We start from the raw sequence: 25,893 nt of genomic DNA, 5'->3' as shown, positions 1-25,893 counted from the left end.
GGAGAACCGCCCGCCATCCCTGGGCGCGCTCAGAGCGCGAAGCCGCCATCCGCCAGATGGATCTGGCCGGTGGTGTAGCTCGACTCGTCGGCGGCGAGATAAACCGCGAGCCAGGCGATCTCCTCGGCCGTGCCGAGCCGGCCCATCGGCTGGCGATCGACGAAGGCCTGGCGCGCGGCCGCCTCGGTCGTGCCGGTCGAGGCGGCGAGATCCTTGATGCGCTGATCGAGCGAGGGCGACTGGATCGTGCCCGGGCAGATCGCGTTGGCGCGCACGCCCTTCTTGATGTAGTCGGCCGCAACCGCCTTGGTCAGGCCGATCACCGCCGCCTTGGTCGCGCCATAGGCATAGCGGTTCGGTAGGCCGCGCACCGAGCCGGCGCCCGAGGCGATGTTGATGATCGAGCCGGCGCCCTTCTCCAGCATGCCAGGAACGAAGGCCTGGATCGTGCGGTGCATCGACTTGACGTTGAGGTCGAAGGAGAAGTCCCAGGCCTTGTCGTCGGTGCTCAGCACGGTGCCGTGATGGACGAAGCCGGCGGCGTTCACGAGGATGTCGATCGGCCCGACCTTCTCGGCGAAGGCGTTGACCGCCTTGGTCGAGAGCACGTCGAGCTTGCGCTTCTTGGCCTTCGGGATGCCGTCCAGCAGCGCGACGTCCTTGTCGGTAGCCCAGACGGTCGCGCCTTCCGCGACGAAAGCCTCGGCAATGGCCCGGCCGATCCCCTGCCCCGCGGCGGTGACGACCGCAACCTTGCCCTTCAAACGTCCTGCCATGCTCGGTTCCTTCTTAGCCGGCTTTTGCAAAGGTCTTGCGCATATGGGTCAGCCGCCGGTCGGCCATGTCCTCATGATGCGTGATGGTGAAGCCCAGGCGCTCATACCAGCCGATGCGCTGGGTGAGCTTGGCGTGGGTGTAGAGATGCACGGAGCCGTAGCCCAGCGCCTGCGCCCGCTCGTCCGCGAAGGCCATCAGCGCAGCGCCCAGCTTGCGGCCACCCGCCTCCGGCGCGACGGCAACGCTCCAGACCGTGAAATCTCCCGGCTCGATATCGAGCACGAGCGCGGCCTCCAGGCCGTTCTCGCCCTCCGCCAGCCAGACCTCATGCTCGGCCACGACCTGCCTGTAATCGGCGATGCGCGGCAGGGAAGGCACGCCGATGATGCTCTCGTTCGGCGTATAGGCGGCGTTCTTGAGCGCCAGGATCGCAGGGATGTCGGCATAGCCGGCACGGCGCAGCGTGATGGCACCGGCCTGTCCCGCGATCTGGTTGAAGACGCCGAGTGAGTTCCTCTGTTGCCCCTGTGCGTCGAAATTCTCTGGCGCCAGCCAGCGCCGAAAGGCCTGGGCGCGCGCCGGCCACTCGCCGTCGAGAATGGAGAACCAGGCGGTATCGCGGTTCCTGCCCTTCACCACCATATGCTGGCGGAACAGCCCCTCGTAATGGAAGCCGAAACGCAGGGCCGCACGCTTGGAAGGTAGATTGAGGTCGTTGCACTTCCACTCGTAGCGGCGATAGCCGAGCGAGAAGCCGTAATCGCCGACGAGATAGATCGCTTCGGTCGCCGCACGCGTGCGCTGCAGCGCCGGCGAATAGGTGATCCAGCCCACCTCGAAGACGCCGTGCTCGGGCCGGATCTCCATGATCCAGAGATGGCCCTTGGCCTTTCCGTCGGCCTTGTCGATCACCGCGAGCGGGACGATGCCCACCTTCGCCACCATGGAGTCGAGCAGGGCGCGATACTCGTCCTTGCTCTTCGGCGAAGTGGCGGGCAACCAGTCCCAGACCCGGTCATGGCCGGCATTGGCGGCCCAGATATCATCGAGATGCCTGCCGACGTCGAGCGGCTCAAGACGGCAATACTGCCCTTCGAGAACCTTGGCCGGCGGGAATGGCGGCGCCTTCCAGTCGAGCGTCATGATGGTCCCTTCCCCCGCCAGCCCGTCAGATCCTGCTGAACGCTCCAGCCGGCACCGAGCTCGGCTGCGATGGCATGGGCAAGGGCGTGGCCCTCGGCTTCCCAGGCCATACGCTCGACCTGGTCGGCGAAATCCGATGTCTCGGGAGCGTCCTCGTCATAGATCGCGTCGAAGGCGTCCATCCAGGCTTCGAGCCTGTCGCCGAGCGCGTCCGAAAGTCCGACATCCTCGGCGTCGACCGCCTTGCGCTTGCCCTTCGCATCGACCTGCCAGAGACCGCTGCGCCCGAGCCATTCCGGCGCGATCAGCAGCGTCCCGGTCATGAACGCGCCTCGAGATCCTTGGTGAAGAACGGGTTGAGCGGCGCCGAGGGGCCGTTGCCGGCGAAGCCCTTGAAACTGCCCTCCTCCGCGATCAGGCGGGTCGCCTCCATGAAGGCGGCCCAGGCCGCCCGCGCCAGCGCACCACCGATCGAGATGCGTCGCGCGCCCGCCGTCGCGATGTCGGCGACCGAGAGCCCGAAATCGCCATAGACCAGTGCGTTCACCGGCTTGCCGCCGGCGGCCGACACGATGGTCCCGATATCCGCCGCCGTCTTCGGGCCCGGTGCATAGAGGACGTCCGCGCCCGCGGCGGCATAGGCCTCGATCCGGCGCGCCGCTTCCTTCAGCGGCTCGGGATGGCCGGTCAGGAAACATTCAGCGCGCGCCGTCAGCAGCACGCCGGAGCCGGTGTCGTCGATCGCCTTGCGCGCCGCCTTGACGCGCTCGACCGCGAGCTCGAACGGGTAGAGCGGATCGGCTTCCCGGCCCGTCGCGTCCTCGATCGAGAGGCCGGCGACGCCGGTCGCCACGCAGAGCTTGACGTTCGCCGCGACGCCGTCGGGCGTATCGGCATAGCCGTTCTCGAAATCGGCGTTGACCGGCAGGTCCGGCACCGCCTTCACCATCTCGGCGATATGGGCGAGCATCATGTCGCGTGGCACGTCCTGGTCGGCGCGCGCCTGCGTAAAGGCGAAGCCGGCGCTCGTCGTCGCCAGCGCCTTGAAGCCCTGCCCGCGCAGCCAGCGAGCCGAACCGAGATCCCAGGGATTGGGCATCACGAAGCAGCCGGCCTCGTGCAGCTTGCGGAAGGCTTCGACCTGCGGGCTGTGTGCCATTTTAAATCGTTTCAAATGATGGCGGATACGAGGCTGGCATAGTGTCCAGCCCGCAGGCATTTGTCAGCCCCGCAACTGCGCGCGCATCGACGGGCGCCGATGCGCTTTGGGAATGATACGCGCCGTCATGCTCGCCCTTGTGGCGAGCACCCACGTCTTGAACGCCACGCTCGACGAGAGAAGACGTGGATGGTCGGGACAAGCCCGAGCATGACGGCAAGCAGCCTCAGTGGTTGTCGCGCGGAACGCCGAACTTCTTGTGGATCTTCTGGTACTTGACCGCTGGCTTGAGGACCATGCCCTCGGAGAGCTCGTCGACGATCTTGCGCTGGATCTCCTGCCAGGGCGTCTGGCTCTTCGGATACTTGTAGCCGCCCGAAGCCTTGAACGCCGACTTGCGCTCGGCCAGCTCATCATCCGAGATCAGGATGTTGGCGGTACGCTTCTTGAGGTCGATGCGGACCTTGTCGCCGGTCTTCAGCAGCGCGAGCCCGCCGCCCGTCGCCGCTTCCGGCGAGGCGTTGAGGATCGAGGGCGAGCCGGAAGTGCCGGACTGGCGGCCGTCGCCGACGCAGGCGAGCGCCGTGACGCCCTTCTTGATCAGGTAATCCGGCGGCCGCATGTTCACGACCTCGGCCGCGCCGGGATACCCGATCGGCCCGACGCCGCGGATGAACAGGATGCAGTGCTCGTCGATGGCGAGCGCCGGATCGTCGATGCGGTCGTGGTAATCCTCCGGCCCGTCGAAGACGATGGCGCGGCCCTCGAAGGCCATCGGGTCCTTCGGGTTCTCCAGATAGCGCTTGCGGAATTCCGGCGTGATCACGCTGGTCTTCATGATCGCGGAATCGAACAGGTTGCCGGAGAGGTTGAGGAAGCCCGACTGGGCCTTCATCGGCTGGTCGTAGCTCTTGATCACCTCGCGGGCGATCGAGAAGGCACCCTTGCAGTTCTCTTCCAGCGTCTTGCCATTGGCGGTGATCGCGGGCTTGAGCTTGCCCTTCTCGATCAGCTCCGCGATCACGGCGGGCAGGCCGCCGGCACGGTAATAGTCCTCGCCGAGATATTCGCCGGCCGGCTGCAGGTTCACCAGCAGCGGGATCTCGTAACCGATCTTGGTCCAATCCTCGTTGTCGAGCTTGACGCCGATATGCTTGGCGATGGCGTTGACATGGACGGGCGCATTGGTCGAGCCGCCAATCGCCGAGTTGATGACGATGGTGTTCTCGAACGCCTCGCGCGTCAGGATCTTCGAGGGGATCAGGTTCTCCCAGACCATCTCGACGATGCGCTTGCCGGTGAGATAGGCCATCTCGTAGCGGTCGCGATAAGGCGCAGGGATCGCGGCGGCGCCGGGCAGCGTCATGCCCATGGCCTCGGCCAGCGAGTTCATCGTCGAGGCCGTGCCCATGGTGTTGCAGTGTCCCGCGGATGGCGCGGACGATGCTACCAGCTCGACGAAGCCCTTATAGTCGATCTCGCCCGCAGCCATCATCTGGCGGGCCTTCCAGACGATCGTTCCGGAGCCGGTGCGCTCGCCGCGGAAGGAGCCGTTCAGCATCGGCCCGCCCGGCAGCGCGATCGCCGGGATGTCGACCGTCGCGGCCGCCATGATCTGGGCCGGCGTGGTCTTGTCGCAGCCCGTGGTCAGCACCACGCCGTCGAGCGGATAGCCGTAGAGGATCTCGACGAGCGAGAGATATTGCAGGTTGCGGTCGAGCGCCGCGGTCGGGCGCTTGCAGGTTTCCTGGATCGGATGGATCGGGAACTCGAAGGGCACGCCGCCCATCTCGCGGATGCCGTCGCGCACGCGCGCCGCGAGTTCGATATGGTGGCGGTTGCAGGGGGCGATGTCGGAGCCGGTCTGGGCGATGCCGATGATCGGCCGGCCCGACTGCAGCTCTTCGCGCGACAGGCCGAAATTCATGGTGCGCTCGATATAGAGCGCCGTCATGTCGGCATTGGCGGGATTGTCGAACCACGCCTTGGAGCGCAGCTGCTCGGGCTTGATGCGCCGAACCGGCTTCTTGCCGGGGGTCTTGCCAGGTGCCTTGGCCATCCTCGTTTCCTCTCGCGCGGCTCGGCGCTGGCGGCCGCTTGCCGATCTCTCATTCAAACGATTTGAGAGAAGCCATCATGCCCATCGCCTGCGGCTCGGCAAGGTCGATTCTGGCTGATAGTCATACTATTTATTCATGCTGTATGCAGTATGCAACAACGCGCCCAACCCGGCCCCGGCTTGCCAGCCGCGCCGGTTTGACGCCAAGTCACGGGCGGGCGCCGGTCGCGGCCGGTCCATCGCCCTCATCGAAAAGCGCCGCCGAGGAAACGCGCCATGACCCTTCACGTCGTCCCATCCTTCGCCCGCATCGGCGAGGAGAACGCCTTCGCGGTGCTGGCGCGGGCCACGGAACTGCAGCGCCAGGGCAAGGACATCATCAATCTCGGCATCGGCCAGCCCGATTTCGCCACGCCGGAGCACATCGTCGAGGCGGCGGTGAAGGCGCTGCGCGACGGCCATCACGGCTACACCCCGGCGAACGGCATCCTGCCACTGCGCGAGGCGGTCGCCGCCGATCTGCACAAGCGCTATTCCGTCGAGGTCTCGCCGGAGAGCGTGATGATCGTGCCGGGCGGCAAGGTCACCATGTTCATGGCGATCCTGATGTTCGGCGAGCCCGGCGCCGAGATCATGTATCCGGATCCGGGCTTCCCGATCTATCGCTCGATGATCGAATACACCGGCGCGACGCCGATCCCGGTGCCGATCCGCGAGGAGAACGGCTTCGCCTTCTCCGCCGAGGAGACGCTGGCCCTGATCACGCCGAAGACCCGGCTGCTGATCGTCAACTCGCCGGCGAATCCGACCGGCGGCGTCACGCCCAAGAGCGAGGTCGACAAGCTCGTCGCCGGCTTGGCGAACTTCCCCGACGTCGCGGTGATGTCGGACGAGATCTACGACCAGATGGTCTATGACGGCGAAAGCCATGTCTGCCTGCTGAGCTATCCCGAGATCCGCGACCGTCTGATCCTGCTCAATGGCTGGTCCAAGACCTATGCGATGACCGGCTGGCGGCTGGGCTATTCGGTCTGGCCGAAGCCGCTCTACGACAACGCCCGCAAGCTCGCGGTGAATTCGCATTCCTGCGTCAACGCCCCCGCCCAATGGGCCGGCCTCGCCGCGCTCACCGGCCCGCAGGACGCGGTCCCCGCCATGGTCGCCGAATTCGACCGGCGCCGGCAGGCGGTGGTGAAGGGGCTGAACGGCCTGCCCAACGTCTCCTGCGCCGTGCCGAAGGGCGCCTTCTACGCCTTCCCGAACGTCTCCAGGACCGGCTGGAAAGCCAAGAAACTCGCCTCGGCGCTGCTGGAGGATGCCGGCATCGCCACCATCGGCGGCCCCGATTTCGGCGTCCATGGCGAGGGCTATATCCGCCTCTCCTATGCCAATTCGCTGGAGAACATCGAGAAGGCGCTGGAGCGGATGCAGGCGTTCCTCGCCGATGCGAAGGCCGCCTGACCATGGTCACTTGCTATCTGCGCTATGTCGTCGATCCGCATAAGCTCGATGCCTTCGAAGCCTATGGCAGGCTCTGGATTCGGCTCGTCGAGAAGTTCGGCGGCAAGCACCACGGCTACTTCATGCCGTCGGAAGGAGCTTCCAACATCGCGTTGGCCCTCTTCAGCTTCCCGTCGCTGACCGCCTATGAAGACTACCGCAAGCGCTCGTTCGAAGACCCCGAATGTCAGGCTGCGATCGCGATGAACGAGAAAGACCGCTTCATCATCAGCTATGAACGGTCCTTCTTCCGGCCCGTATTCGAGGATGATCTGGGCGTTAAGCGCGCACCTTGATCCTCAACCGGGATAGCGCGTGGAGCCCGGTTTAGTTCCGCGCGCTCGCGGTCACGCCGGGGTCGACCTTGAAGCGCGAGGCCTCGATCACGGCGGTGCCGATCATCGTCTTCACCGAGATGCGCACCGGCACCATCATGTCCGTGCCGGCGACCGGCGCGAGCCAGGTGGTGATGTCCCGGTTCTCGGCCATGAACTTCGTGCTCGGCCGCAAGGCGCGGTGCCCAGCGATCGGCACATAGCGCGCCTGGCAGATCGAGACCGGCCCGCTATAGCCCTCGAGCTTGACGTTGCGCGTGCCCGCGCTGGAGAGCTTGATGTCGTAGCGCGCCGCCCCGTCGAAGATCGGCAGGGTGCGGTTGCAGGCCCCGTCCCTGCCCTTGCCGTTGATCGGCATCAGGAAGGCGCTGAGCGGGTCGACGATGTTGCGCTTGTGGCCGTCATTGAGCGGCACGCGGTCAGGCTTCTCGTCGATCGGCGGCTCGATGTCGATGCCGGCGACGCTGCCATCCGCCAGCGCCATGCGCACCGTGCGGCTCTCGCTGGAATTGGCGGAGCTGACGGCGAAGGTCTTCGGCGCGAGCTTGCCGCCCACCAGCGTGCCCGTCGCCGCGCCCGAGCCGCGCCCGCCCGTGACGCCGCCGACGATTCCCGTCAGCTTGGCCGCGATGTCGAGCTTGTAGCCTGATCCGTCGATGCCGCCGGTCAGGCTCGCCGTGCCCAGCGTGATGCCGAGGAGCGAGACGTCATAGCGCGCGTCGAGCGAGGCCGCACCGGCAGCCTCGGCCAGACAGGCTGCGAGAACCAGCCCTGCGAGGGACGATGCGACGGCGGATTTCATCCATAGCCTCCGGAACGGCGCGATCCTGCGCGACATGCACTGTGAATCGGTCCGAATCGTGACCGGTTTCCATCGCCGGTGGCGATGGCCGAGCCCAGCATCGGATGCCGGTCTTTACACCTCGTTAACGCTGAAGGTGATGTGAACAGCCTGCAGGAGTTTTCCTTGACGGGGCCGGCCGCCTTGGCTATGGAACCCCGACTTCAATTTGACTTCCGGTGCTCGCCGGCACGTCGCGTGTCGGTTTTTTTGTTTGAGCGACCCGGGGATGCAAGGAACGATTGCCATGGCCCGCCGTTGCGAACTGACCGGGAAAGCCACCCAGACCGGCCACCTCGTCAGCCACTCGAACCGCAAGACGAAGACCGTCTTCCGCCCGAACCTCGTGAACGTCACGCTGCAGTCGGACGCGCTCGGCCGTTCGGTGCGCCTGCGCGTTTCGGCCAACGCCCTGCGTTCGGTCGAGCATCGCGGCGGCCTCGACGCCTTCCTGCTCAAGGCTGCGGCCGCTGACCTCTCGGTCGGCGCGCTCTCCCTGAAGCGCGACCTCGAGAAGAAGCTCGCCGCCAACTGAGCTTCTTCGGGTCACGACCTGATGACGGAAAAGCGGCCTTGCGGCCGCTTTTTTATTGCGCGTCGATTCGGCTCAGCCGCACACCACCTCGCATTCGAGCTTGGGCGGAAAGCCGACCAGCTTGCATTTGAGTTCGCAGCCCGGCAGAAGCCCGCTGACCGTTTTATCGGCCTTGGGTTTCAGAGCGATGCTCTCCAGTTCGTAGGTCTGGAGCCCCACCCGCTGCAGCGCGGCCAGAATCTCCTTCTCAAGCGTTTTCTGGACGGCGGCGACGTTTCCCGCCGTTACTTCTTGCGCCATGACACACTCCCTGATTGCGAGACCCCTTCCTTAAGGGAACTCAAGACTACAACCTGATCGCATATTTTTGCAATCTAAGGTTGCAGAACTTTCAGGTGAGTTCGAACTCCAGCAGCACCGTCCGTTGCAGGAAGGAGAAATTGTCGTCCGAGATCAGGGTCAGCACCGTACGCCCGTTCTCCAGATGGACCGACAAGCCTTCCATATTATCGATCTCGTAGCCGAGATCGGCCTCGATCAAACGCGGCCCGTCGAGCAGCGCCGCCGGCCTGACGTCGCGCCCGGCGATTCGGCGGATGCGCATGCCGACGCCGCGCAGCGGCTGGTACCAGCGCTCAAGCAGCAGCATGTCGCCCGAAGGCAGGAAGGCGAGGTCGGTGATATCGTAGCCGTCGTGCCGCGCCACCCGAAACAGGCCCGGCTGCGGGCCGCCGAGGATGGCGCCGAGCGTCGGCTCGTCCTCCTTGCCCGATCGCTCGGCAATCGCGACCAGCGCGCCCCTGAGCGAGCCTGACGGCACCACTCCGATCGCCTCCAGTCCGCGATTGCGCGGCAGCCGCTTGAGCTCGCGCGGCAGTGGCACAGGGCGCGCCCGCGCCTCGACGCCCTGCCCTGCCCAGTCGAAGCGCGCGACCTCGTGCTTGCGCTCGATGCCGACATAGGCGACGCCGTCGGCGATGCACAGGCTTTCGGTGTCGAAGAGGCCCGAGCGGGTCAGCGGCCTTCCGGAAGCGCCGAGAATCGCCGCCATCTCGGCATCCTCGAGGCCGGCCGGCCGGCCATCATGGGAGACCACGCGCGCCGTCAGCCAGTAGCCCCGATCGGTCACCGCGACGAGGTCGCGCCCGCCATTCAGCCGCGCGAGGCCCGAAAAGCCGCCGAAGCGCGGATGACCGGAGGAGAGCACGAGTCCGCCACGGAACTGCAGGGCGCCGAATCGCCGCCGCTCCGGGTTGCGCGGCTCGAAGGCCACGATCGGCCGCGCCGAAACCGGGATCGGGAAGCGCGTCTGCTCGACGGCCCCGGCCGCGCGCGGCAGCGCAAGCGCACCGAGGCCCGCGAGCGCGGCACGACGCGTCAGACGCATCAGTGCAGGCGGCGTGACGTAGAGCCCGCGGCCGGGCCGTCTTCCTCGAACAGCTCGGCGAGCTTTTCGGTCATCACCCCGCCCAGCTCCTCGGCATCGACGATGGTGACGGCGCGGCGATAATAGCGCGTCACGTCGTGGCCGATGCCGATGGCGATCAGCTCGACCGGCGAGCGCGTCTCGATCTCGGCAATGATGTGGCGCAGATGCCGTTCCAGATAGTTGCCGGCATTGACCGAGAGGGTGGAATCGTCGACCGGAGCACCATCCGAGATCACCATCAGGATCTTGCGCTGCTCGGACCGGCCCAGCAGGCGCTTATGCGCCCAGTCCAGCGCCTCGCCGTCGATATTCTCCTTGAGCAGCCCCTCGCGCATCATCAGCCCGAGATTTTTCCGCGCCCGGCGCCACGGAGCATCCGCCGCCTTGTAGATGATGTGGCGCAGATCGTTGAGGCGGCCCGGATTGGCCGGCTTGCCCGATTGCAGCCAGGCCTCGCGCGAGAGCCCGCCCTTCCAGGCACGCGTCGTGAAGCCGAGCAGCTCGACCTTGACGCCGCAGCGCTCCAGCGTCCGCGCCAGGATGTCGGCGCAGGTCGCCGCGACCGTGATCGGCCGGCCGCGCATCGAGCCGGAATTGTCGATCAGCAGCGTCACCACCGTGTCGCGGAAATTGACGTCCGATTCCTGCCGGAAGGAGAGCGGCTGGAACGGATCGATGATGATGCGCGGCAGGCGCGCCGGGTCGAGCGCGCCCTCCTCGAGGTCGAACTCCCAGGAGCGGTTCTGCTGCGCCATCAGGCGCCGCTGCAGCCGGTTGGCGAGGCGCGCGACGACGCCCTGGAGATGGGCGAGCTGCTTGTCGAGATAGGCGCGAAGCCGCGTCAACTCCTCGGCGTCGCAGAGCTCCTCGGCCGTGACGACCTCGTCGAACTTGGTCGTATAGGCCTTGTAGTCGGTCTGCGGGCGCTCGTTGCCGCGGCTCTCGCGCGGCCGCGGCGCCTCGCCGGCCTCCTCGGACTCGGAGCTGTCGTCTTCCTCGTCCCAGTCGCCGGCCGGCGCGTCGGTCGCCTCGGAGGCGCCCTCCTGCAGTTCCTCGGTCGCGTCCTCGCTGACCTCGACTTCGGAGCGGTCGGCGCCGCTCTCCTGCTCGGACTCGCCTTCCTGCTGCTGCTGGTCCTCGGAGGACTGGTCCTGATTGTCCTCGTCCTCCTCGGATTCGTCGCCCTGCGCCGTCTGGTCGGCCATGTCGAGGGCGGCCAGCATGTCGCGGACGGTGCGGGCGAAGCCGCGCTGATCCTCGATCGACTTCGCCAGCCGGTCGAGATCGGAGCCGGCCTTGGCCTCGATCTGCTCGCGCCAGAGCTCGACGATCTTCTCCGCCGCCTTCGGCGGCTTCAGGCCTGTCAGGCGCTCGCGCACCATCAGCGCCAGCGCATCCTCCAGCGGCGCATCAGCCCTGTCGGTGATCTCCTCGTAGCGCCCGCCGCGATGATAGCGGTCCTCCAGCATCGCGGTGATGTTGCCGGCCATGCCCGACATCCGCCGCGAGCCGATGCTCTCCACCCGCGCCTGCTCCATCGCGTCGAAGACGGCGCGCGCCGCATCGCCTTCCGGCGCGGCGCGGCGATGGATCGCCGCGTCATGGCAGGCGAGACGCAGCGCCATCGAATCGGCATGGCCGCGCAGGATCGCGACGTCGCCGGAGCTGAGCTTGCGCGGCGGTTCGGGCAGGCGCGCGCGCTCGCCGACCAGCGACGGCTTGTCGGCGGCGAAGACGATCTCCATCTCCGGCTTGCGCGCGATCGCCTTCATCGCGCCGGAAATCGCCCGCTTCAGCGGCTCGGCCGGGGCCTCCTTCGGCGTTCCGGGCTTGCGGTTCGAGATGGACAAGACTCAGGCCGTCCTCTGACTTCGAATGATTAGCGCGACCGTCCGTCGTATTGCGTCGGCGAGAGTTCGCCCGGCTCGACGCCGGCGAGGCAGCGCACATTGACCGCGACCATCGGCGTACCATCCGGCATCGCCCCTCTCGCGAAGGACTCGATGCCGCAGGTCTCGCAGAACAGATGCTGGATCTTCTGCGTATGGAAGCGGTACTCGGTCAGCGCATCCTCGCCCTTGGTGAGGGTAAAGGCGCTGGCCGGCGAGAACGTCAGGATCGAGCCACGACGCTGGCAGTAGGAGCAGTTGCAGGCGATGGTCTGCCCGAGATCGGCTTCGACCTCATAGGCAACCCGTCCGCAATGGCAGCTGCCCTGATACTGCGCCATGGCTCTCTCCCGCCGTTAGCTCAACACCACGTTCGCCGCGCTCTCCGGCAGTTCCTTGCCGAAGGAGCGCTGGAAGAACTCGGCCACCAGCGTGCGCTCCATCTCGTCGCACTTGTTCAGGAAGGTGACGCGGAAGGCGAAGCCGATATCGCCGAAGATCGCCGCGTTCTCGGCCCAGGTGATGACCGTACGCGGGCTCATCACGGTCGAGAGATCGCCGTTCATGAAGGCGTTGCGGGTGAGATCGGCGACACGGACCATCTTGTTGACGATGTCCTTGCCCTCCGGGCTCTTCTGGTAGTGCTTCGACTTCGCCAGCACGATCGCGACCTCGTTGTCATGAGGCAGGTAGTTCAGCGTCGTCACGATCGACCAGCGGTCCATCTGGCCCTGGTTGATCTGCTGCGTACCGTGATAGAGGCCCGAGGTGTCGCCGAGGCCGACCGTGTTGGCCGTGGCGAAGAGCCGGAAGGCGGGGTGCGGGCGGATGACGCGCTTCTGGTCGAGCAGCGTCAGCTTGCCGGATTGCTCCAGGACGCGCTGGATCACGAACATCACGTCGGGGCGGCCGGCATCGTATTCGTCGAAGACGAGCGCGATGTTGTTCTGCAGCGCCCAGGGCAGGATGCCGTCCTGGAACTCGGTGATCTGCTTGCCTTCCTTCAGCACGATCGCGTCCTTGCCGACGAGGTCGAGGCGCGAGACGTGGCTGTCGAGGTTGACGCGGACGCAGGGCCAGTTGAGGCGCGCCGCGACCTGCTCGATATGGGTCGACTTGCCGGTCCCGTGATAGCCCGAGATCATGACGCGTCGGTTATGCGCGAAGCCGGCGAGGATCGCGATCGTGGTGTCGCGGTCGAAGCGGTAATCCGGGTCCAGATCCGGCACATGCGGATCGGCTGCCGAATAGGCCGGCACTTCGAGGTCCGAATCGATCCCGAAAGTCTGCCGAACCGACAGCTTCATGTCGGGCAATCCGGGCGCGGTCGTCGTCGTCATCATCTTGTCTCCAGGCGCAGGGCCGTGGCCGGCTACATGCCGGTTTGCCCAGAGCCGACCGAGGAGGGAGGCGGATCATCCCTCATTAGAGCGAAAGACCGGAAGCGGCAATTCGCAAAGCTGCACCCCGGCCCCCGCAAAGGGCATGCCGGCTCACGGCTCCGCAGCTTTCAGACGCGCTCGGCGAGAAGCTGTTTCACGATTGCGGCCGCATTGCGCGCGCCGTCGAGCGCGAGCCGGAACGCCGGCGGCCGCCGTCCGATTTCGGCCTCGACGGCCGCCGCGAGCCCGGCGGGCGTCAGGGCCCCTTCCCCCGAAATCCGCAGGCAGCGCGCCAGCCCCGCACGCTGCATCGCCTCTGCCCGGACGGCCTGCTCCGTCTCCCCGCCGGCATCGAAGGGGACGACGATGGCCGGGCGGCGCGCGGCGACGAGGTCGAGCACGGTGTTATAGCCCGCCTGGCTGATCGAGATCGCGCAGCCGGCGAGCAGGGCCGGAAAATCGGGCCGCGCGCGTTCGACCGTGACATGGGCGGGCGCCACGGCCCGCAGCCTGCCGAACGCCTCCTCCGGCACCCCGCGTCCGACGAGGATCCGCCAGCGCCGCTCGGACGGGCCGAGTCGTGCGGCTTCAAGCGCCAGCGCAAACAACGGCAGCGCCGCAGCCGAGCCACCGCCGGAGACGATGATCTCAGCCGTTCCCTCCGAGCCCTCATCCTGAGGAGCGCCGTCAGGCGCGTCTCGAAACATGCTCCAGGAGGCTCCGGAACCTTCTGGAACATCCTTCGAGACGCCGCTGCGCGGCTCCTCGGGATGAGGGCTGGGCTGGGAAGGCTTCCGTGCATCGGCCAGGTAACCGGTATAGCGCAGCTTGGCGGCAAGCCCGCCATCGACCGGCCATGACCGGTCGAGCGGCAGGAAATCCGCGTCGCCATGGACCAGCACGGCATCGAACAGGCTGGCGAGACGCTCCTGTGCCTCGGCGATCCGTTCGGGGCGCGGCGTCACCAGCACGTCCCGCACGGAGGAGAGCACGAGCGCCTTCGGATTGGCGGCCTGCGCCGCCTCGATCAAGGCCAGGAACTCGGCGGCGAGCTGCCGGCGCCCGAATGGGAAATGCTCGACGATCACGACATCCGGCCCCAGCCTCGCCGCCAGCGCCTGCAGAAGCCCGATGCGCTCCTTCTTGCGTTCCAGCACGATCGGGCGCCCCGCCTCGTCGAGCAGCGTCCGGAAGTCGACGCCCTCCGTCCTGACCGGAGGCAGCTGGACGAAGGCGAAGGGTTCCTCCGCCATCGCCCTGAGCGGCATGCCGCCACTCGCCAGCGTGACCGCGAAACCGGCCTGCGCCAGAGCTCGCGCGAGATTGGCGGCGCGCACCAGATGGCCCGAGCCGAGCAGATGCGTCACCGCGATGAGCGCCGTCGCCTTCATGCCCGCTCGTCGGCGGAAGCGCGCAGCCGCTCGGCCATTCCGTCGAGCCCGGCGGCGGCGGAGAAGGCACCGGTCAGCCTTGCCAGGGCAGCATCGCCCAGCTGCTCCCGTAGATTCGGCGAACGGGCGAGCTTCGTCAGCGCGGCGGCGAGCCCGTCGACATCGCCCGGCGGCACCAGGAGCCCTTCGACGCCGGGCCGAACGAATTCCGGAATGCCGGCGAAATCGGTGGCGACGATCGGCAGCGCCTGGCTCGCCGCCTCCATCACGACATTGGGCAGCCCGTCGCGGTCGCCGTCGCCGGCCTGTTTCGAGGGCAGGACGAAGAGATCGGCGGCCCTGAGCGCCGCCACGACCTCGTCCTGCGCCTTCGGTCCCGCCCAGAGAACCCTGTCGCCGAGGCCGAGCGAACGGGCCTTCTCCTGCAGCGCCTTCAGCATCTCGCCGCCGCCGATATGCGTCAGCCGCCAGTGCAGCTCGCCGGGCAGCCGGGCGAGCGCCTCCAGCAGATCGTCGAAGCCCTTCTTCGCCACCGCCCGCCCGATCGTGACGAAGCGCACCGGATCGCCCGGGTCGGCCCCGTCGCGGCCGGAGCGCGGCGCCGGCGGCGGGAAGCGGGCAAGGTCGAGCCCGTGATAGACGAGCGCCACCTTGTCGGGCCGGTCGGCAAGCCGCTCGAGCTCGCGGAAGCCGTCCTGGGTGCAGGTCACGCCCCAGGCGGCATCGGCGATCTTCTCGCGCTTCTCCCAGGCGGGCGTCGTCCAGATGTCCTTGGCATGGGCGGAGAACGACCAGCTCAGGCCGCGCAGCAGGGCGGCATAGCGGATGACCGAGGCCGGCGTGTGCAGGTAGTGCACGTGCAGATGCCGGATCTCGGCCGGCAGCTCGCGCGCCATCACGCAGGCCTGGCCCAGCCGGCGCAGGCGGTTGCGCGTCCTGTCGCGGGCGAGATCGCGCAGGAAGACCGCAACCAGCTTCGCGAAGCCGGGCCGCACCACCGCGCTCATGAGGCCGCGCGCCACGCGCCCCGGCTCGTCATGCAGGTACTCCGGCAGATAGCGCAGCGGCGCCGTGATCTGGCGGTGCATCAGATGCTTCGCCGCATCGGTCGGATGCCGCAGCGACCAGATCTCGAAGGCGATGCCGCGCTGCTGCAGCCCCAGCAGCTCCTGCGCGATGAAGGTTTCCGACAGGCGCGGATAGCCCTTCATCGCCACCGCGACACGCGGCGCCGTACCCGCCGTCATCGCCGGCCGATCAGCATGAAGCGCGTATAGTTCTTCGCCGGCCGCTCTCCGGCGAACCAGACCTCGCCGAGCCCCGCCTGCGCACGAAAGGCATCGAGCGTGGGCACGCAGCTGCGGTGGTCGGGCTCGCGATAGTAGTCGTTCGACTGCAGCACCAGCGGCAGGCCGGCCGGCAGGGTCGCGATCCAGCCGGGAACGTCGTCGAGATGCTCGCAGCTCGTATTGATCACGAGCCCCGGCGCCGGCGATTGTGCCGCGAAATCGAGCGCCGTCATATCGGCCGTCACCGCCCGGAACCGACCTGTCGCGACATGGCGGTGGTTCAGCGTCTCGGCTACCGGCGCGCAGCCCGGATCGATGTCGAGGCTCACCACTTCCGGGACCGCGAGGCGCGGATCCTGGAGCAGCAGCGCGCCGAGCACGCCGTACCAGGCGCCGAGCACCCAGACCGGCCCGTCCGGCCGCGGCAGCGTCGCGGCCAACGCCTCGACGAGCCATTGCTTCGAGGCGAACTGCTTGTGGTTGCAGGCGATCGAGAGATCGGCCGGCGCGCCCTTGCCGTAAAGGCGCGCCACATCGGCGACGATGGGGTTGGCCGACAGCGCGGCCATGCCGCGCAGCAGGTCGTGAAAGGCCTCGCAGGGCGGTTCAGGCGTCATGATTCCGTCGCGGTGGAAAAACTGGCGGACCATAGGCAGGCGCGCGCGCAAAAACCAGCCCGCCCGCGCACGCGCGCTCAGGCGGGCCCGTTCGCTCCGCCGCGCTCCTCCGCCTTGCCCTTGGCGGCCTCGGCGGGCGGACCGGCCTCCGCCTCGCCGACGGTTACCGGCGCGGGCATCGCAGACATGGAGGCATCCTCGCGCTTGCGCCGGGCGATCTCGGGCGCGCTGGCGAAGCCATAGGCCGTCAATGGCCGCTCCCGGCCCCTGATCGCGATCTTGAGCGCGGTCGTGCCGGCATAGCTGCGCCCCGAGGCCCGGATCGTGTCCTCCGACACCACGACATCGGCCAGCACCCGCCGCGTCGCCGCCTCGAGCTGGCTTGCGACCATGACGGTCTCGCCGACCGTGATCTCGCGCCGGCCGAGATTGTCGTTCTCGACCGCCCCGGTGATCGCGTCGCCGGTGTGGACGCCGATCCCGATCCGCAGCGGCAGCGGCAGCGCCGCGCCGTATTCGCGATTGAGGGCGTCGACGGCGCGCACGATGTCGGCGGCAGCGCTGATCGCCGCCTGCGCGCCCCGCGTCGGCGAGCCGTCCAACCCGAACACCGCCATGAAGCCGTCGCCATAGAAGGCGTCGATACGGCCCTCATGGGCGGTGATGGCCTGGCTCATCTCGTCGAAGAACCGGTTGAGCAGGCCGATCAGCTCCCGGGGCAGCTGCCGCTCGGAAAGGGCCGAGAACGCCCTGAGATCGGCGACGACGACGGTCAGCCCGCGCTTGCCGGCGGCATCGTCCGGCTCGAGGACCCGCGCCGCCCCCGCATTCAGCCGCGAGGCCAGCAGGATCTGGACCTGGAGATCCTCGCGCGGCCTGATCTGGCAGGCCAGCCGCACGCCGTCCGGCGCCGAGATCCGCCGCAGCAGCTTGGCCTCGTTCATGCCGGGTGCCGGCAGCTTGTCGTTGCCGTCCATGACCAGCACGCGGCAGGTGGCGCAGCGCGCCCGGCCGCCGCAGAGCGCCGCATGGGGAATGCCGAAGCGCCGGAACATTTCGAGCACCGTCGGCCCGGGCGCCAGCCGGCGCGTGCCATGCCCGACGAAGCGCACGGTGATCTGGCGGGTCGTCCGCACCCGGATCTCCCGGATGCCGACGAACAGCACGAAGGCGCCGACCAGCCCGTAGAAGGCGCCCTTCGCCCAGATCACGTCCCGGTCGAACATCAGCCGCTGCGCCTCGCTGACCAGTTCCGGCGGCAGCGCCATCTGCTCGGCCTCGCGCGCAGCGACCATGAAGCCGATCAGCGCCAGCAGCGGGATCAGGATCGAAACCAGCAGGAACGGATCGCGCCAGTAGCGATAGGCGTCGCGCGAGCGCAGCATGAAATGGAGGCCGATCATGCCATGCGTCCAGACCAGCAGCAGCAGCAGCGATTGCAGCAACGCCCGCCCCGGCCAGAGCCTCCGCAGCACGGCGCGATAGGTCTCGTCGACGTTGAAGTAATGGGCCATCACCCGCGTGCTGATGATGTGGTCGACCAGCAAAAGCGGGATCGCGAGCCCGAGCGCGATCTGCAGCATCTCGCGCAGCGGCATCTTGAAGGTACGCCGCTGCACCACCCGCAGCAGGGCGAAGACCGGATGGATGATGAGCGCTCCGTAGAGCAGCGTCGCTCCGACCCGGCTGTGCCAGAAGCCGTAGCGCCAATTCTGGACGGCCTCCATCGTCTCGAGCCCGAAGATGCCGAGGGCATGGTTCAGGAAATGCGTCGTCGCGAAGGTGAGCAGGATCAACCCGGAGACGAGCCGGATGTCCCGGCTCCAGGAGGAAACCTGATCCATGCCCGCACTCATGCCGGTGCGTCTGGCGGTGGTGGTCGGAGGCAGGCTCATGCGATCCGTCGCTTCACGAAACGGCCTCGCTCTCGCGCAACAGCACGCTGGCGAGGCGATGGACGCGGGCCGCGAGATCGCGGCAAACCGCGAGGCTGAACTCGGGAACGGTCTGGAGCAGCTCGAAGAACAGGTCCTTGGGGATGCGCAGCGCCGAGACCGCCGTCCGCGCACTGACCGTGCCGAGGAAGCGCTGGCCGCTGAGCAGCGAGACGTCGCCGATAATGCTGCCGGTGTCCTTCTGGAACCGGCGCCCCTCGCCGCTGCCGTGCTGCTGCGAGAATTCGACCTCCCCTTCCAGCACGACATAGACGCCTTCGGATTGGTTCGCCCCGTCGATGATGATCGCCCCCGGCTCGAAATGGAGCCGCTCGCCCATCAGGGCGACGAGCTTGAGACGGGAGGCCGGCATGTTCTGGAACAGCGACAGGCCCCGCAGGCAGCCGATATCATTTTCCAGTGTCATGGTCGCGCCTCCATTCTCCGGACATCCGCTGGGCGCGGCGGCACGCCGCCTGCATCGTTGGCGGCTTCCGGTGCGTCGCCGGCCTCGACGGTCCCGGTGGGGCCGTGGAAGACGACCCGCAGCGGAACGTCGTCGACGAGATTAGCATCTCCCATCAGAAGAAACAGCGTCATATCAGAACAATAGCCGCGCAGGCGCGTGACGATCCGCTCCGGCTCGTCGGAGATCGCGAGCAATGCCGAGAGATCGAGCACCGCGACCTGCGGCGCCTTGACCAGCGCCTGCACCAACGGGACGGCATGGCGCAGCCGCGCCGGCAGATAGCGCCCGCGAATGCCGCTCTCCGTGTCCAGCCCCAGCCGATAGAGCGCCTCGCCCAGCCCCGAGCGCTCCAGGGCCTGCAGGACGATCTCGGCGACCTTCCGGCCGGCCTCCGGGATGCCGTAGCCGATGCGGCCGAACATCAGATTGTCGCGCACGCTCGCCCCGAGCATGACCTTGTCGGGATCGTAGAAGTCGACATCGGCCGCGGCATCGGCCGGCAGATGCTTGTGGAAGCTCGCGCGCGCCCGCAGGATGCGCCGCTCCAACCGCTCGTCGATCAGGTTGAGGCGGTGCTTCGGCTCGATATAGCCAAGGGCCAGCGCGACGAGATCCCGCTCCGTCTCCAGGTCGAGGGGGACGCGCATGTCGTGCTTGGCGAGGATGCCTGCAAGCTCGTTCAGCCGCTCGAAATCGAGGCCCGCACCGAAGGAGTAGCGCTCGAACAGCGCGTGTCCCTGCGGCAGCCCGGCGAAGATCTCAACCACGGTCGCGACGATCCGCCCGCCCATCTCGGCCAGCGGCTCGATCAGGGCCTCGGCCTTGAGGATGGAATGGGCATAGGGCTCGAACAGCAGCGTCGCGCTGTCGAAGCGCATGCTGGTGCGCGTGCCGAAAATCATGTTCTCGACGATGGACGCGTTACGGTTGTAGCGGTCGAGCACGAAGGGCTCGATCAGGTCGCCGAGCTTCACCCGGGCGAGCTCGGCGGCGACGACGCGCCGGGCAGTGATGATGCGCTCGGTCGCCTGTGCGCTGACCGGCGGCATCACCCGCCCGCCCAGGCCGAGTTCGTAGATGTCCTGCGTGCAGCCGAACACGTCCAGCAGCTCGTGCACCCGCAGGCCGAGCTCGGCCGCGTCGCTCACCCCGACGCCCTCATAGTCCGTCCAGTCCGCCTCGAACGGGAAAGGCGAGTTGCCGGAGCGGAGCGCTTCGACGAAGCGGCCATGCTCCTGAGGCGAGATCGACCGGTCCTTGCCGAGGCTGGGGCGCCGGCGCCGGAGCGGCAGCAGGATGTTGTCCCGGATCGTGCCCCCGATGATCTCGGCCTCGTCGCCGGAATAGCCGATGATGTGGCTCGCCCGCTCGACCGTCATCTCCGCCAGCGGTTCGCCGTCGATCAGCACCCGGCCGGCATAGCTCGTCGCCTGGCGGCCGAGGATGCGCCCGAGCACGTCCTTGCCTCCGCCGGGCGGCCCGACCATGACGGCGATTCCGGGGCGGGGCACGGTGAAGGAGATCGGCGTCAGCAGCGGCAGCCCTCGGTTGTCGAGCAACTGCACCGCCTCCAGCCTGACCGAGCCCGTTTCGGGCAGCCGGGCGCAGCCATTGGCCTCGTCGAGCACGAGCGTGTCGTCGCTGTTGAACTGCGAGATGACCTGGTCGTACTTGATCATCACGTCGTTGCGCTGCTGGTCCCAGTCGATCAGCTCCTTGATCGGCGGTGGCAGGTCGCGATAGGCGCTGATCACCGCCACGAGCTGGCCGATGTCGAGCCTGCCCTGCAGCGCGAAGAAGCCGCCGATCGCGTAGAAGAAGAACGGCGTGATCTGGGCGAGCAGGTTGTTGAGGAACTTGACCGCGAATTTCCGCTTGTAGAGCGCATAGCGGATGTCGAAGAGCCGCCCGAGCCGCCCGGCGATGTCGGACTGCACATAGGCCGTCGCCCCATGCCCCTGGATCATCGGCCCGGCATCGACGATCTCGCCGATCCGGCCGGCGAGCTGGCGCGAAGCGATCTGGCGCTCGCGGCCGAGCCTGAGCTGCTCGCGCCGCAGGATCGGGATGATGATCGCCTGCGCCAGCACGATCAGCAGCGCGATCGAGCCGAGCCAGAAGCTCTGGGCCATGATGAAGACGAGCGCGGTCAGGGCCTGGCTGAGCAGGAAGACCGGCTGGATGAAGGCGTCGCCGACGAAGCCGCCGATCGGCTCGACCTCGTCCTTGATCATGCTCGCGATCTCGGCCGGCTTGACCGAGCGGATCTCCTCGGGCCGGAAGCGCATCAGCTGACTGAACAGGTCGTAGCGCATGCGGCGCAGCATCCGCTCGCCGAGAATCCCCTTGCGCACGTTGATGACGTATTTGAAGCCGCCATTGATCAGCACCAGCAGCAGGAAATAGGCGCTGAGGCCGAGCAGCAGCCCGTATTGCCCGACCTGGAAGCCATCGAACAGCCTGTGGCTTCCCCCGCCCAGCCAGGACGGCATGTGCAGGGTGAGCTCCATCAGCGTGGTGGTGGTGCGCCCGTCCCTGAAGGCGCCGCCCTGGATCGCATCGTTCACGATCCGCTTCGGCACGTCGAAGGACGCCCAGTTGAACGGGATCGAGACAAGGATGATCAGCAGGACGATGATCTGCTCGCCGCGGCTCTTCTGCCAGACGTAACGGAAGAGATTGGGCTCCAAAGGGCGATCCTGTTCCGATGCGCCGCCACGCGGCCTCGCCGACGCCGCGGCCCGAAGCGCCCATATGTGGTGAGGTTGTGCCTGAGTGCAATGCACGCCGGCCGCGGCCGCGCCTGCGCCGTCGCGCGAAGGCAATCGAAGCGGATCGGCTGATCGGATTGCGCCGGGGCGCGGAGGCGTTGCGGGCGGCCGGGCGTGCCGGTGTCCGATCCCGGCGCGTTCGGCACGGTTTCACGCTCCGCCGCGCCGGTCCCGCTTCCGCATCACGATCGCCGATATGTGATCGCAGGATGGACGTGGGGCGATCCTGCCGGACGCAGCCGGGCGGTTCGCCGCTTGCTCGTCTTGCCTCTGTCGCTGCCCGTGGGCCGTGGCGATCCGGGGCCGGACTCGACGGTATTTCAAGCGCGGACCCATCGTTCCCCGCGCCGCCGCCCGGGGCGCGCGCCACAACGATGTCCACCGCGGCCGCGTTGCAGCGATGTCATCCGGAGCGACGAATGTCCCACCGAAATGGCGGGGCCATCGAATCCCATTGGCAAGGCGGAACTTTCGACGTCTAGTGACGTCAGGAAAGGAGCGGACCTCGCGGGTTCGGCGTCGATTTAGATTATGGATATCCTGCGCATCAGCGATCTGCGTATCGGCTTCACCGTCCACGGCTTCAGCCGGGATGTGGTGAAGGGCGTGAGCCTGCGCGTCCCAGCCGGCAAGACGGTTGCGCTCGTCGGCGAGTCGGGCTCCGGCAAATCGGTGATCTCGCAGGCGATCATGGGGCTGCTGCCGCGCGCCGGCGCCATCACCGGCGGCGAGATCCTGTTCCGCGATCCGCTCGCGCCCGACACGGTCGTCGACATCGCCGCGCTGCCGCCGGAGGGACCGGGGATCCGGCAGCTCCGCGGCGGCCGCATCGGCATGATCTTCCAGGAGCCGATGTCCTCGCTCTCGCCGATCCACACCATCGGCAACCAGATCGAGGAGGCGCTGCTCCTGCACCGGCCGATGCCCAAGCCGGAGGCGCGCGGCCTGATCGAAGCGATGCTGAAGCGTGTCGGCTTCAAGAATCCGCAGCGCGCCTTCGGGCTCTACCCCTTCGAGCTGTCCGGCGGCCTGCGCCAGCGCGCCATGCTCGCCATGGCGCTGATCTGCCAGCCGGCGCTGCTGATCGCCGACGAGCCGACGACCGCGCTCGACGTCACGATCCAGGCCCAGGTCCTCGATCTGATGCGCGATCTCCAGGCGGAGATGGGCATGGCCATCCTGCTCATCACCCATGATCTCGGCGTCGTCGCCAACATGGCCGACGAGGTGGTGGTGATCTTCCACGGCGAGATCATGGAGCGCGGGCCGGTCGAGGGCATCTTCCGGCACCCACGCCATCCCTATCTCAAGGCGCTGCTGAAGGCCTCGCCGCATTTCGACATGCAGGAGGGCGAGCGCCTCGTCGCCCTGCGCGAGGCCCGGCCCCGCCCGGCCGTTGCGCGGGCCGCCCCTGCTCCCGCACCGCGCGCGGACGACACACCGCTGCTGCGGGTGCGCCATCTTCGCAAGACCTATGTCACCGGCTCGCGCAGCTTCTTCGGCAAGGGCACGCTCACCACGGTCAAGGCCGTCGACGACGTCAGCTTCGACATCCGCCGCGGCGAATGCCTCGGGCTGGTCGGCGAGAGCGGCTGCGGCAAGACCACGGTCAGCAAGATCGTCATGCGGGCGATCACCGCCAATTCCGGCGAGGTCGTCTTCGACGACGGGCGCGAGCGCTGCGACGTCCTTACTCTGCAGGGCGAGGCGCTGCGCAGCTTCCGGCAGCGCGTGCAGATGATCTTCCAGGATCCGGTCTCCTCGCTCTCGCCGCGCATGACCGTGATGAACATCCTGCGCGAACCGCTGGTCATCCACGACCGGGGCGGGCCGGCCGAGCAGCGCGAGCGGGTCAAGGCGCTGATGCAGGATGTCGGGCTCGACGTCCGTTACCTGAATCGCTACCCGCATTCCTTCTCGGGCGGGCAGCGCCAGCGCATCGGCATCGCCCGCGCGCTGGCGCTCGATCCGGAGCTGATCATCTGCGACGAGCCGGTTTCCGCGCTGGACGTCTCGGTCCAGGCCCAGATCCTCAACCTGCTCAAGGACCTGCAGGCCGAGCGCGGCCTCACCTTCCTGTTCATCTCCCATAACCTGGCGGTGGTGAACTACATGGCCGACCGGATCGCGGTGATGGCGAATGGCCGGATCGTCGAGCTGGCGCCCCGCCATGTGCTCTTCAACAACCCCGTCCACCCCTATACCAAGGCCTTGCTGCGTTCGGTGCCCTTCGCCGATCTGGACCGGAAGCTGGACTTCAAGCTCGCCGCGCCGACCGGCGCATCGGATGACCGCCAGTGGGGTGACGCCTTCCGCTCCGGCCCGGACGATGCCGCATTGACGCAACTGCCCCTCGGCGACGGCCATTACGTCCTGGCCCGGCCGAACGCCGATGCCCGGGAGCTGGTCCCGTGACGAAGCGCAACCGCCATCCGAGCCGCCGCGCCGCCCTGCTGCTCGGCACCGCCGCACTCTCCAGCCCGCTGCTGCCGCGGGGATCCCGCGCCCAGCCGCAGGCAGCGGGCCCGATCGACAGCCCCTTCTTCGCCGAGCGCGTCGCGGCGGGCACCCTGCCGCCGGTCGCGGAACGCCTGCCCTTGCGTCCACGCGTCATCGATCTCGCCGACATAGGCCGCACGCCCGGCCGCCATGGCGGCACGATGCGCATGCTGATGGGCGATCAGCGCGACATCCGCATGATGACGCTCTACGGCTATACGCGTCTCCTGGTCTACGACAACAACCTCGAGCTCGTGCCCGACCTGCTCGAGAGCTTCGAGGTTCGGGAAGGCCGGATCTTCACCCTGCGCCTGCGCCCCGGGCATCGCTGGTCCGACGGCTCGCCCTTCACCAGCGAGGATTTCCGCTATTGGTGGGAGGACATCGCCAACAACGAGCGGCTCTCCCCCGGCGGTCCGCCGCTGGCCATGCTCTCGGCCGGCGAGCCGCCTCTCTTCGAGGTGCTGAGCGAGACCGAAATCCGCTACAGCTGGAAGACGCCGAACCCGGTATTCCTCCCCGCCCTTGCGGGGGCGCAGCCGACCTACCTCTTCATGGCGTCGCGCTATCTCAAGCAGTACCACGAACGCCACGCCGACAAGAAGGAGCTGGCGGCGGCAGTGAAGGCCCATCGCGTGCGCGACTGGGGCGCGCTGCACGAGCGCCTGTCCCGCATGTACCGCCCGGAGAACCCGAAGCTCCCGACGCTCGAGCCCTGGCGCAACACCACACCGCTGCCGGCCGAGCAGTTCATCTTCGAGCGCAACCCCTTCTTCCACCGCATCGACATGGAGGGGCGCCAGCTTCCCTATATCGACCGGGTCTCGCTGACGATCGGAACCGCTGCGCTCATTCCCGCCAAGACGGCCGCCGGCGAAGCCGATCTGCAGGCCCGCTATCTGCGCTTCGACAACTATACCTTCCTCAAGGAAGCCTCGGCGCGGATGAACTTCGAGGTCAAGCTGTGGAAGCGGGCCGAGGGCGCCTATTTCGCCCTGCTGCCGAACCTCAACGTCATCGACCCGGTCTGGCGCACCCTCAACCGCGATATCCGCTATCGCCGGGCGGTGTCCGTCGCCATCAACCGCCAGGACGTCAACAAGGTCATCTTCTTCGGACTGGCGCGCGAGAGCGGCAACACCGCCTTGCCCGAAAGCCCGCTCTACGATCCGCGGCTCGCCGCACTCTGGACACAGCACGACCCGGCGCTGGCGAACCGACTGCTCGACGAGATCGGCCTCACCAGGCGCGACGATGACGGGGTCCGGCTGCTCTCCGACGGGCGCCGGCTCGAATTCACCGTGGAGACCGCGGGCGAGAGCACCGAGGAGACGGACATCCTCGACCTGCTGAAGCAGGACCTGCTCGATGTCGGCATCAAGATCTATCCGCGCTCGACCCAGCGCGACGTCTTCCGCCGCCGCATCCTCGCCGGCCAGACCATAATGTCGGCCTGGGCCGGCATGGACAACGCCCTGGTCACGCCGGAGATGGAGCCGGACGCGCTCGCGCCGACCTCCTCGGCCCAGTTCCAGTGGCCGCGCTGGGGGCAATATGTCGAGAGCAGCGGCCATGAGGGCGAGAAGCCCGATCTGCCCGCAGTGCAAGAACTGATCCAGCTCTACCGGGCCTGGCGCGTCAGCGCGACGCGCGAGGAGCAGCGCCGGATCTGGCACCGCATGCTGACGCTCAACGCCGAGGAGCTGTTCACCATCGGCGTGATCAACAGCACGCTGCAGCCGATCGTGGTCTCCCGCGACCTGCGCAACGTCCCCGACAAGGGCCTCTATAGCTTCGAGCCCGGCGCGTTCATCGGCCGCTACATGCCGGACACCTTGTGGTTCGACCGGGACGAGACCAAGAGCTGACCCGTG

At 67.7% G+C, this 25,893-nt stretch carries 22 protein-coding genes and 1 pseudogene; 5 read left to right on the top strand and 18 right to left on the bottom strand.

Annotated elements, in window-relative coordinates; all coding sequences use genetic code 11:
• Nucleotides 1-29: 29 nt before the first annotated feature.
• The 6 genes and pseudogenes from B5Y19_RS11770 to B5Y19_RS11750 all read right to left on the bottom strand — a co-directional run bounded on the left by B5Y19_RS11770 (nucleotide 30) and on the right by B5Y19_RS11750 (nucleotide 5,138).
• Nucleotides 30-776, bottom strand: coding sequence for an SDR family oxidoreductase (locus B5Y19_RS11770; protein WP_055727251.1), 747 nt, complete (start codon nucleotides 774-776; stop codon nucleotides 30-32).
• A 13-nt stretch (nucleotides 777-789) separates the two neighbouring features.
• Complete coding sequence (locus B5Y19_RS26670; protein WP_342060154.1) at nucleotides 790-1,116, bottom strand: GNAT family N-acetyltransferase; 327 nt, start codon at nucleotides 1,114-1,116, stop codon at nucleotides 790-792.
• A 147-nt stretch (nucleotides 1,117-1,263) separates the two neighbouring features.
• Nucleotides 1,264-1,920 (bottom strand): annotated as a pseudogene (locus B5Y19_RS26665) (GNAT family N-acetyltransferase); the annotation flags it as partial.
• Nucleotides 1,917-2,243, bottom strand: coding sequence for an immunity protein CdiI family protein (locus B5Y19_RS11760; RefSeq protein WP_055727252.1), 327 nt, complete (start codon nucleotides 2,241-2,243; stop codon nucleotides 1,917-1,919). The gene B5Y19_RS11760 and the pseudogene B5Y19_RS26665, both read right to left, overlap by 4 nt.
• Complete coding sequence (locus B5Y19_RS11755; protein WP_055727253.1) at nucleotides 2,240-3,079, bottom strand: isocitrate lyase/PEP mutase family protein; 840 nt, start codon at nucleotides 3,077-3,079, stop codon at nucleotides 2,240-2,242. Before B5Y19_RS11755 ends, B5Y19_RS11760 begins: the two co-directional genes overlap by 4 nt.
• Before the next feature lie 226 nt (nucleotides 3,080-3,305).
• Nucleotides 3,306-5,138, bottom strand: a complete 1,833-nt coding sequence (locus B5Y19_RS11750) for an IlvD/Edd family dehydratase (RefSeq protein ID WP_055727254.1) — start codon at nucleotides 5,136-5,138, stop codon at nucleotides 3,306-3,308.
• A gap of 276 nt (nucleotides 5,139-5,414) precedes the next feature.
• Between B5Y19_RS11750 and B5Y19_RS11745 the strand changes: the two genes are divergently transcribed.
• Nucleotides 5,415-6,599 (top strand): pyridoxal phosphate-dependent aminotransferase, encoded by a 1,185-nt coding sequence (locus B5Y19_RS11745; RefSeq protein WP_055727255.1) that lies wholly within the window; start codon nucleotides 5,415-5,417, stop codon nucleotides 6,597-6,599.
• Nucleotides 6,600-6,601: 2 nt separating this feature from the next.
• On the top strand, nucleotides 6,602-6,934 hold the full coding sequence (locus B5Y19_RS11740) for an NIPSNAP family protein (RefSeq protein ID WP_055727256.1): 333 nt from the start codon (nucleotides 6,602-6,604) through the stop codon (nucleotides 6,932-6,934).
• A 31-nt stretch (nucleotides 6,935-6,965) separates the two neighbouring features.
• On the opposite strand, the gene B5Y19_RS11735 is transcribed toward B5Y19_RS11740, so the two are convergent.
• Complete coding sequence (locus tag B5Y19_RS11735) at nucleotides 6,966-7,775, bottom strand: DUF3108 domain-containing protein (RefSeq protein ID WP_055727257.1); 810 nt, start codon at nucleotides 7,773-7,775, stop codon at nucleotides 6,966-6,968.
• Nucleotides 7,776-8,061: 286 nt separating this feature from the next.
• Here B5Y19_RS11735 and rpmB point away from each other — a divergent pair, with 286 nt between their 5' ends.
• Nucleotides 8,062-8,349: a 50S ribosomal protein L28 gene (rpmB, locus tag B5Y19_RS11730; RefSeq protein ID WP_055727258.1), complete on the top strand. Its 288-nt coding sequence runs from the start codon at nucleotides 8,062-8,064 to the stop codon at nucleotides 8,347-8,349.
• Nucleotides 8,350-8,421: 72 nt separating this feature from the next.
• On the opposite strand, the gene B5Y19_RS11725 is transcribed toward rpmB, so the two are convergent.
• The 11 genes from B5Y19_RS11725 to B5Y19_RS11675 form a co-directional block, all read right to left on the bottom strand.
• Complete coding sequence (locus tag B5Y19_RS11725; protein WP_055727259.1) at nucleotides 8,422-8,649, bottom strand: hypothetical protein; 228 nt, start codon at nucleotides 8,647-8,649, stop codon at nucleotides 8,422-8,424.
• Nucleotides 8,650-8,740: 91 nt separating this feature from the next.
• Nucleotides 8,741-9,736 (bottom strand): esterase-like activity of phytase family protein, encoded by a 996-nt coding sequence (locus B5Y19_RS11720; RefSeq protein WP_055727260.1) that lies wholly within the window; start codon nucleotides 9,734-9,736, stop codon nucleotides 8,741-8,743.
• Nucleotides 9,736-11,628 carry a cobaltochelatase subunit CobT gene (cobT, locus tag B5Y19_RS11715; RefSeq protein ID WP_055727261.1) on the bottom strand — a complete coding sequence of 631 codons (1,893 nt, stop codon included), beginning with the start codon at nucleotides 11,626-11,628 and terminating at the stop codon, nucleotides 9,736-9,738. The genes B5Y19_RS11720 and cobT overlap by 1 nt, the downstream gene beginning before the upstream one ends.
• A 29-nt stretch (nucleotides 11,629-11,657) precedes the next feature.
• Entirely contained in the window at nucleotides 11,658-12,008 is a 351-nt protein-coding gene (locus B5Y19_RS11710; RefSeq protein ID WP_055727262.1) for a GFA family protein, read from the bottom strand.
• Nucleotides 12,009-12,023: 15 nt separating this feature from the next.
• Entirely contained in the window at nucleotides 12,024-13,010 is a 987-nt protein-coding gene (cobS, locus tag B5Y19_RS11705; RefSeq protein ID WP_055727263.1) for a cobaltochelatase subunit CobS, read from the bottom strand.
• Between the two features lie 167 nt (nucleotides 13,011-13,177).
• A complete protein-coding gene (locus B5Y19_RS11700) occupies nucleotides 13,178-14,440 on the bottom strand; it encodes a glycosyltransferase family protein (RefSeq protein ID WP_055727264.1) in 1,263 nt (420 codons plus the stop codon).
• Nucleotides 14,437-15,687, bottom strand: coding sequence for a glycosyltransferase family 4 protein (locus B5Y19_RS11695; protein ID WP_055727265.1), 1,251 nt, complete (start codon nucleotides 15,685-15,687; stop codon nucleotides 14,437-14,439). The genes B5Y19_RS11700 and B5Y19_RS11695 overlap by 4 nt, the downstream gene beginning before the upstream one ends.
• On the bottom strand, nucleotides 15,684-16,346 hold the full coding sequence (locus B5Y19_RS11690) for a hypothetical protein (protein ID WP_055727266.1): 663 nt from the start codon (nucleotides 16,344-16,346) through the stop codon (nucleotides 15,684-15,686). The genes B5Y19_RS11695 and B5Y19_RS11690 overlap by 4 nt, the downstream gene beginning before the upstream one ends.
• A gap of 77 nt (nucleotides 16,347-16,423) precedes the next feature.
• A complete protein-coding gene (locus B5Y19_RS11685) occupies nucleotides 16,424-18,241 on the bottom strand; it encodes an adenylate/guanylate cyclase domain-containing protein (RefSeq protein ID WP_079591498.1) in 1,818 nt (605 codons plus the stop codon).
• 13 nt (nucleotides 18,242-18,254) lie between these two features.
• Complete coding sequence (locus B5Y19_RS11680) at nucleotides 18,255-18,707, bottom strand: cyclic nucleotide-binding domain-containing protein (RefSeq protein WP_055727268.1); 453 nt, start codon at nucleotides 18,705-18,707, stop codon at nucleotides 18,255-18,257.
• The gene (locus tag B5Y19_RS11675; protein ID WP_055727269.1) at nucleotides 18,704-21,439 is read right to left on the bottom strand and encodes an ABC transporter ATP-binding protein/permease; all 2,736 of its coding nucleotides are present in this window, start codon (nucleotides 21,437-21,439) and stop codon (nucleotides 18,704-18,706) included. The genes B5Y19_RS11680 and B5Y19_RS11675 overlap by 4 nt, the downstream gene beginning before the upstream one ends.
• 612 nt (nucleotides 21,440-22,051) lie before the next feature.
• Between B5Y19_RS11675 and B5Y19_RS11670 the strand changes: the two genes are divergently transcribed.
• Both B5Y19_RS11670 and B5Y19_RS11665 read left to right on the top strand, forming a co-directional pair.
• The gene (locus tag B5Y19_RS11670; protein WP_055727270.1) at nucleotides 22,052-23,935 is read left to right on the top strand and encodes an ABC transporter ATP-binding protein; all 1,884 of its coding nucleotides are present in this window, start codon (nucleotides 22,052-22,054) and stop codon (nucleotides 23,933-23,935) included.
• Nucleotides 23,932-25,887: an ABC transporter substrate-binding protein gene (locus tag B5Y19_RS11665; RefSeq protein ID WP_055727271.1), complete on the top strand. Its 1,956-nt coding sequence runs from the start codon at nucleotides 23,932-23,934 to the stop codon at nucleotides 25,885-25,887. Before B5Y19_RS11670 ends, B5Y19_RS11665 begins: the two co-directional genes overlap by 4 nt.
• Nucleotides 25,888-25,893 lie beyond the last annotated feature (6 nt).

Origin of the sequence: Allobosea thiooxidans (assembly GCF_900168195.1) — a bacterium.
GTDB lineage: Bacteria > Pseudomonadota > Alphaproteobacteria > Rhizobiales > Beijerinckiaceae > Allobosea > Allobosea thiooxidans.
The sequence above is the reverse complement of the archived record's forward strand: the minus strand, read 5'-3'. Positions and strand labels throughout refer to the sequence as shown.

What these genes read in the sequence shown, in the direction of transcription:
- B5Y19_RS11770 (WP_055727251.1), bottom strand. Translation starts at nt 776, where the DNA reads ATGGCAGGACGTTTGAAGGGCAAGGTTGCGGTCGTCACCGCCGCGGGG.
- B5Y19_RS11760 (WP_055727252.1), bottom strand. Translation starts at nt 2,243, where the DNA reads ATGACCGGGACGCTGCTGATCGCGCCGGAATGGCTCGGGCGCAGCGGT.
- B5Y19_RS11755 (WP_055727253.1), bottom strand. Translation starts at nt 3,079, where the DNA reads ATGGCACACAGCCCGCAGGTCGAAGCCTTCCGCAAGCTGCACGAGGCC.
- B5Y19_RS11750 (WP_055727254.1), bottom strand. Translation starts at nt 5,138, where the DNA reads ATGGCCAAGGCACCTGGCAAGACCCCCGGCAAGAAGCCGGTTCGGCGC.
- B5Y19_RS11745 (WP_055727255.1), top strand. Translation starts at nt 5,415, where the DNA reads ATGACCCTTCACGTCGTCCCATCCTTCGCCCGCATCGGCGAGGAGAAC.
- B5Y19_RS11740 (WP_055727256.1), top strand. Translation starts at nt 6,602, where the DNA reads ATGGTCACTTGCTATCTGCGCTATGTCGTCGATCCGCATAAGCTCGAT.
- B5Y19_RS11735 (WP_055727257.1), bottom strand. Translation starts at nt 7,775, where the DNA reads ATGAAATCCGCCGTCGCATCGTCCCTCGCAGGGCTGGTTCTCGCAGCC.
- rpmB (WP_055727258.1), top strand. Translation starts at nt 8,062, where the DNA reads ATGGCCCGCCGTTGCGAACTGACCGGGAAAGCCACCCAGACCGGCCAC.
- B5Y19_RS11725 (WP_055727259.1), bottom strand. Translation starts at nt 8,649, where the DNA reads ATGGCGCAAGAAGTAACGGCGGGAAACGTCGCCGCCGTCCAGAAAACG.
- B5Y19_RS11720 (WP_055727260.1), bottom strand. Translation starts at nt 9,736, where the DNA reads ATGCGTCTGACGCGTCGTGCCGCGCTCGCGGGCCTCGGTGCGCTTGCG.
- B5Y19_RS11710 (WP_055727262.1), bottom strand. Translation starts at nt 12,008, where the DNA reads ATGGCGCAGTATCAGGGCAGCTGCCATTGCGGACGGGTTGCCTATGAG.
- cobS (WP_055727263.1), bottom strand. Translation starts at nt 13,010, where the DNA reads ATGATGACGACGACGACCGCGCCCGGATTGCCCGACATGAAGCTGTCG.
- B5Y19_RS11700 (WP_055727264.1), bottom strand. Translation starts at nt 14,440, where the DNA reads ATGAAGGCGACGGCGCTCATCGCGGTGACGCATCTGCTCGGCTCGGGC.
- B5Y19_RS11695 (WP_055727265.1), bottom strand. Translation starts at nt 15,687, where the DNA reads ATGACGGCGGGTACGGCGCCGCGTGTCGCGGTGGCGATGAAGGGCTAT.
- B5Y19_RS11690 (WP_055727266.1), bottom strand. Translation starts at nt 16,346, where the DNA reads ATGACGCCTGAACCGCCCTGCGAGGCCTTTCACGACCTGCTGCGCGGC.
- B5Y19_RS11685 (WP_079591498.1), bottom strand. Translation starts at nt 18,241, where the DNA reads ATGAGCCTGCCTCCGACCACCACCGCCAGACGCACCGGCATGAGTGCG.
- B5Y19_RS11680 (WP_055727268.1), bottom strand. Translation starts at nt 18,707, where the DNA reads ATGACACTGGAAAATGATATCGGCTGCCTGCGGGGCCTGTCGCTGTTC.
- B5Y19_RS11670 (WP_055727270.1), top strand. Translation starts at nt 22,052, where the DNA reads ATGGATATCCTGCGCATCAGCGATCTGCGTATCGGCTTCACCGTCCAC.